The sequence below is a fragment of the Lewinella cohaerens DSM 23179 genome, assembly GCF_000379805.1.
In the GTDB taxonomy this organism is placed as follows: Bacteria; Bacteroidota; Bacteroidia; order Chitinophagales; family Saprospiraceae; genus Lewinella; species Lewinella cohaerens.
Window position 1 is genome coordinate 1 of the sequence record NZ_KB903581.1, and the last position, 6534, is coordinate 6534.

The window sequence follows — 6534 nt, forward strand, 5'->3', positions numbered from 1 at the left end:
GTTCTTTTTGAGGTCGTTTAGGGCAACTATTGATGCTGTAATTGAGAAATTAAGGCCGGCGTAGAACTTAGCCTTTGCGACAAGCCTCGTGCCTCGGCCTGCGCCAAGGCCCGAGTTGCCCAAGATACTCCGCTGCGCTCCGCATCTTGGGCAACGTTTTTCGGGCAAGCCCGTGTTGCACAAGCTTCTCCGCTGCGCTACGAACCTCGTACAACACGGGACATGCGGAAATTCAAAAATTTTTTCGGCTGCGCCGAAAATTTCCGAACTTCGCATGTCCCGAAAAACGTTCCGCACCACCAAAAAGAAAAAAAAACAAGAAGCCAAATCAAAAACAAGAAATCATTGAAAAGTATTAACTTTGCCACCGATGAAAATAGCGATTAGAATACTAACCATCTACATTTTTGCATTATCACTTGTGCCTTGTGGTGATGGTGGTGGAGGCATTATGGTATTTGCTAATCATCTTATTGATATTGAAATTCAAAACAGTTTAGAAAAGGAACAAAATTCCGACCCTTGCGAAGATTCGCCTTGCTCTCCTTTTTGTATCTGTAGTAGTTGCTTTACTGCATTAGATACCGTTAAAGAAATTCGGCTTCCAGAAAAGGTATTAACTTCATTACCAAAAACCACCCCTTTGTTTATAGCACATTTTCACCCTTCCGACTTCAATCATTCCATTTGGCAACCGCCACAATTAGGTTAATCAATCTGGCATAGACAGGTATGCCCTTTCCACAAATTTATTTGGTTAATCTAATATTAAAAAAATGAAAAAATTATTATTGTCATTCATGGCAATGGCTACATTTAGTGTGGTCTATTGCCAAAATACATTCAAAGCCACCATTTTAGATGCTGATTCAAATGAACCACTCATAGGAGTAAATGTCCTATTTGAAGAACCTAACAAAGGTGGTGTAACGGACTTAGATGGAACTGTTGCCATTGAAAATTTGCCAAATGGCAATTACGAAGTTCGAGTTAGTTATGTAAGCTATGAAACCATAGAATTGGAGGTTTCTTTACCTCAACAAGAACCTCTAACTATTTTATTGGAATCAGGAAGTGAGGAACTGGAAACCGTAACGGTTACAACAACTCGTAGTAGCCGATTAATTCAAGATTTACCGACTCGATTGGAAGCAATCACCGCAGAAGAATTAGGCGAAAAAGCATTTATGAACTCTACTAATATTTCCATGCTGTTGCGTGAAAGTACAGGTATTCAAATGCAACAAACTTCTGCAAATTCTGCCAATCAAAGTATTCGTATTCAAGGCTTAGATGGTCGCTACACCCAATTGCTCAAAGACGGTTTTCCAATTTTCGGGGGCTTTGCAGGAGGTTTGAGTATTATGCAAATACCACCTTTGGATTTGAAACAAGTGGAAATTATTAAAGGGAGTGCTTCTACACTATATGGTGGTGGAGCAATTGCAGGACTGGTCAATTTGATTAGCAAACGCCCTGAAGAAGAACCACAATTGGAATTCATGTTTACCCAAACACAGGCATTGGGTTCTACCTTAAATGGGTTTTATGCTGAGGAGTATGGAAAAGCTGGTTTTTCTCTTTATGCCGTAGGTAATCTTCAACAAGTCTATGATGTCAATGATGATGATTTCTCGGAACTTCCCGAAGTGAAAAACATTGCTATCAACCCAACTTTCTTTTACAATTTTGACGAAACCAGTAGTCTGAGAATTGGTATCAACAGTTCTTTTGAAAACAGATTGGGTGGTGATGTAACCGCTATTGAAAACTCACCAAGTGCTGAGCATCCTTTTACGGAGGAAAATAAATCTACTCGATTGGCTTCTCAAATCAGTTATCAAAAAGCGTTTTCAGAAGATGCCAATTTAACGATTAGAAATAGCGTCAACTTTTTTGATAGAAGTATAGGGATTCCTGATTTCACTTTTGATGGTCAACAAATAGCGAGTTTTTCAGAGGTATCTTATTCCACAGCAAACGAAAAAGCGGATTGGGTTTTTGGTGCAAACATGTGGACGGAAGAATTTACTGAAACACCTTTTAATCAAAACCCTGTAAGAGATTACAGCAATAATACCTTTGGGGTTTTTGGTCAGAATGTTTGGTCGTTTTCAGAAAAAGCAGCTTTGGAATCAGGGTTAAGAATTGATTACAATACCGATTATGATTGGTTTGTCCTGCCTCGCATCAATCTTTTATTAGACCTTAACGAGCATTGGACAACTCGAATTGGCGGTGGAATGGGCTACAAACTACCAACCATTTTTAGCGAAGAAGCAGAAAGCCGAACCTTTCAAAGCATACTTCCTATCGGAATAAATGACACGAAAGCAGAAAAGTCAGCAGGAATAAATTTGGATGTAAACTACAAGACTATCTTATTTGATGAGGTCAGCTTTTCTATCAATAATCTATTTTTCTACACTCAATTGTTTGACCCCTTGATTCTGACCCAAGATGCAAATAACCAATTCCTTTTTGTAAACGCTGATGGGAAAACGGACAGCAAAGGATTGGAAACGAATATTAAATTTAGTTACGATGATTTTAAACTCTATTTGCAATACGCCTTTATTGATGCCCAATTAGATTATGACGGTATCAATCGGCAAAAACCAATTACCCCAAAGCATAATGCAGGGGGAATATTGATGTATGAAAGCGGAAAATGGAGACTTGGTTATGAAGTGTACTTCACAGGCGGACAAACCTTGTTTGACTTGTCTCCTGTCGAAGATTACTGGACTATGGGATTATTGGTATCTCGTCAAATTGAGAAGCTCAACGTGTTTGTGAATTTTGAAAACTTCACAGACACCCGACTTTCCAAATTCCAAGATACTGTAATACCACCACATACAAATCCTTCCTTTCCTGAAATTTGGGCACCGACAGATGGGTTCATTTTTACCGCAGGATTAAAGTGGACGATATTCGGAGAAATAGAAGAAGAATAGAAATTGCGACTCAAATCGTTAGAGAGTAATGACTGAATTTGCTCTCTAACTTTTTTATTATCAGAAAAATAATCATGGAAAAATCAATATATAAAATCCCTAAGATGGATTGTCCTTCGGAGGAAAATCTAATCCGTATGAAGTTGGACGGAATACCGAGCATAAAAAACCTCGATTTTGACATCCCAAACAGAACTTTAACTGTTTTTCACGATGGGCAAGGTGACCAAATCGAACAATCCATAATTGACTTAGATTTAGGAGGAAAGAAAGTAAAAACGATTGAAACCAAAGAAGTCGAATTTAGCGAAAACGCAAATCAAAAGAAATTACTTTGGACAGTACTTGCTATCAATTTTGCTTTCTTTTTAATCGAAATGACAACAGGATTGATTTCTAAATCAATGGGATTGGTGGCGGATAGTTTAGATATGTTGGCAGATGCTTTTGTTTATGGTATTAGCCTTTTTGCAGTTGGCGGTACTTTGATAAGGAAGAAAAGAATAGCGAAAGTTGCAGGTTATTTTCAAATCACATTAGCAGTAATTGGATTTATTGAAGTGATAAGAAGATTTTTTGGCGTAGAAAAGATGCCCGATTTTTCAACTATGATAATAGTTTCGATTCTTGCTTTAATTGCGAATGGGATTTGTTTGTATCTATTGCAAAAATCTAAAAGTAAAGAAGCGCACATGCAAGCCAGTATGATTTTCACCTCTAACGATGTAATAATTAATTTAGGAGTAATTACAGCAGGGATTTTGGTGAATTGGTTAGATTCGAGCAAACCAGATTTGGTAATAGGAACGATTGTTTTTATTTTGGTTATTCAAGGAGCAATAAGAATATTAAAATTAGCAAAGTAAATTAAAAAAAAGGCGAGTGCGGAACAAAAAAGCCTCAAAGCCTGACGGAGCGTAGCGAGGTCATGCGTTGAGGGTCAGTTGGACGAACCTGCGAATATGCACGCTCTTATGGGTATTCAATGATACTTGCCTGGGCTTGGGCGACACTTGGAAGAGCGTTTTTTAAGTTCCAGTAGATTTTCAGGGGCATTGCTGATTTACTTTTGGAGTAAAATAAGCGAGAAAAAGGTTGATTTTCGATGATTGTGGGCATAGCAGTGGCTCACGTCGGTGGGATCGTTGCTAAACTGCTCTATTTTCCTCGCTCACCAATGATTAAGGGTGGTGGGCGAGCGGTACCTCCGGGCGCGAATCGGAATTGTCTGATGCTGTCGATGCAACCGCAATGGGTGCAGGTTTTGGGTCGGTCGGGAAAATACTGCTCCAATAACTGGGCTTTTCGCTCCGCTCTGGTTCTCCTTTCAGGTGAGTCTACTCCCAAGCATTGACGAGCCGCCGCCAGGGCTTCGGTTTTACGAGCGTTGGACAGTATTCCGTAGTGTCTCATGCGCCGAAATCCTTGGGGTAGAATGTGCAAACAAAATCGGCGCAGGAACTCCGTGCCTTTCAATTGCATTATTTTCTGTTTCCCGTTTTGGCGATAATCCTTGTAGCGAAAACGAACGTGCTGGTCGCCGATGTCCGTAATGCGATGATTACTGATGGCAACTTTATGGGTGTAGCGGCCAAGGTACTCGACTACGGTTTTGGGCGTACGAAAAGGAGCCTTGGCGTATACTACCCAAGCTTGATTGTAACGTTGTCTTCGCCAGGCGGTTTTCTCGGCTTTTGTCAGGGGAGCATCAGGAGGAACCTTGAGTTTGTTGCCGTTCCAGGCACGCATCAAATCTTTGAGATAGATGGCCTTGAAAACCTTACTCATGGCCTTGACCGGAAAGAGGAAACCGGCTTTGCGGCGCGGCTTCTTCCAGCCCTGTTTAGCGGTCAGCCCTCCGGCTGGTACGATGCAGTGGACATGAGGATGGAGGCTGAGGTTTTGTCCCCAGCTGTGGAGCATCATCGTCGCTCCCAGTTGTGCTCCCAGATAGCGCGGATCGGCTGCGAAAGTCCTAAGCGTCTGCCAGGCGGCTTTGAAGAGCAGATCGTAACAAAAAGCATCATTGTAGCGGCACCACATGTTCAGCTCTTGGGGGATGGTGAACACAATATGCTGATAAGGCACGGGCAGCAACTCCTCCTCGCGGGCCTGAATCCACAGCTCGCGTTCCAATCCACCACATTTGGGGCAATGGCGGTTGCGACAGGAGTTGTAGCTGATACGCTGAATGCTGCGGCACTCGCCACAGTACTCGATATGTCCGCCCAGTAGGGCAGTGCGACAATCGCGCAAAGCCCATAAGGTCTGCCAATGACGAGCGGGCATCTTGTGCTGTGTAGTAAAAGCATTACCAAAACGCCGCACAACCTGAGCCACTTCCCAATCGGGCCGCTTAATTACGCGGTTCACAGTAGAGAAAATCGAGCGGACTGTCAATGTCCCGCAGGGTGAAAGTAGTATAGCGCAAGTAGATCAGGGTACTACTGAGATAAGCATGGCCGAGGAGTTGCTGTAACCGCAGGATATTGCCTCCATTGTTGAGATAATGCACCGCGAAGGAATGACGCAGTGCGTGGGGACAAACGTGCTTTTTCAGGCCTGAACGTTGCAGTGTCATCCTGAGAAGATACTGCACGCCGCGCACGGAAATGCCAATAGACTTGCTACGTTCGCGGCCAGGAATGAGGTAATCGACAGGTTTTTCCTGGCGAAAATAGTCGATCAGTGTGCCTCTCAATCGTTCGCCGTAGGGCAACACCCGAGTCACATTACCCTTAGACGTTCGGATGATGAGCGTACGCTGAGTACGGTCGAAGTCGCCGAGGCGTAAGCGTCCGACTTCGGCCACTCGCAAGCCGAGAGAAAAGATCAGTTCGAGGACGATGCGGTGGCGCAAACTGCGAGTCGCCCGAAGCAAAGTGCGTACCTCATCGGCATCGAGTAAATCTCCGAGTTGCTTAGAATAGCGAGGATTAGGCAGATCGACGATGAGTTCTTGGCATCGCAATACCTCGCGGTAGTAGTACTTAAGACTACAAATGAGGGTGTTGAGCGTGGAAGAACTGATGTGGGGCTTGCGTCCAGCGAGAAAAGCAATAAGTTGATCGCGGCTAAGCTTATCAGCGGGCAGGTCGTAATGCGCTTGCAGGTCGCGCAGTCCGCGTACGTAGTTGACGATGGTCGCCTCAGCCCGTCCGGCCACAGTAAGATGATCGGCCATTCGATCTAGTTGACCTTGCAGTTCCGGGTTACTGGCCTGAAATGCCTTGGTTTTTTTTAGACATAATATTTAGATTTAATGGAAAATCAAGAAGATAAGGAAAAGCTTTATCTTGACGAGTAAATCATGGAGGAGGTTCCTGCGATAGCAGGTTAGTTCAACAATACCTACCGCGACAATGCCTCCTGCGTCGGCACTGCGGGTAGGCCTGAGTTGCCCAAGATACTCCGCTGCGCTCCGCATCTTGGGCAACGTTTTTCGGGCAAGCCCGTGTGGCACAAGCTTCTCCGCTGCGCTGCGAACCTCGTACAACACGGGACATGCGGAAATTCAAAAATTTTTTCGGCTGCGCCGAAAATTTCCGAACTTCGCATGTCCCGAAAAACGTTA

At 43.6% G+C, this 6534-nt stretch carries 6 protein-coding genes; 3 read left to right on the top strand and 3 right to left on the bottom strand.

What is annotated here, in order from left to right; all coding sequences use genetic code 11:
- Positions 1–370: 370 nt before the first annotated feature.
- The 3 genes from A3EU_RS0124370 to A3EU_RS0124380 all read left to right on the top strand — a co-directional run bounded on the left by A3EU_RS0124370 (position 371) and on the right by A3EU_RS0124380 (position 3826).
- A complete protein-coding gene (locus tag A3EU_RS0124370) occupies positions 371–712 on the top strand; it encodes a DUF6660 family protein (protein ID WP_020538814.1) in 342 nt (113 codons plus the stop codon).
- Between the two features lie 64 nt (positions 713–776).
- Complete coding sequence (locus tag A3EU_RS0124375) at positions 777–2960, top strand: TonB-dependent receptor (RefSeq protein ID WP_026211565.1); 2184 nt, start codon at positions 777–779, stop codon at positions 2958–2960.
- A 74-nt stretch (positions 2961–3034) separates the two neighbouring features.
- Positions 3035–3826 carry a cation diffusion facilitator family transporter gene (locus tag A3EU_RS0124380; protein ID WP_020538816.1) on the top strand — a complete coding sequence of 264 codons (792 nt, stop codon included), beginning with the start codon at positions 3035–3037 and terminating at the stop codon, positions 3824–3826.
- 292 nt (positions 3827–4118) lie between these two features.
- On the opposite strand, the gene A3EU_RS0124385 is transcribed toward A3EU_RS0124380, so the two are convergent.
- The 3 genes from A3EU_RS0124385 to A3EU_RS34410 form a co-directional block, all read right to left on the bottom strand.
- The gene (locus A3EU_RS0124385) at positions 4119–5333 is read right to left on the bottom strand and encodes an IS91 family transposase (protein WP_156825894.1); all 1215 of its coding nucleotides are present in this window, start codon (positions 5331–5333) and stop codon (positions 4119–4121) included.
- Complete coding sequence (locus A3EU_RS33250) at positions 5317–6144, bottom strand: tyrosine-type recombinase/integrase (protein WP_020538818.1); 828 nt, start codon at positions 6142–6144, stop codon at positions 5317–5319. Before A3EU_RS33250 ends, A3EU_RS0124385 begins: the two co-directional genes overlap by 17 nt.
- 75 nt (positions 6145–6219) lie before the next feature.
- Positions 6220–6387 carry a hypothetical protein gene (locus A3EU_RS34410; protein WP_156825895.1) on the bottom strand — a complete coding sequence of 56 codons (168 nt, stop codon included), beginning with the start codon at positions 6385–6387 and terminating at the stop codon, positions 6220–6222.
- Positions 6388–6534 lie beyond the last annotated feature (147 nt).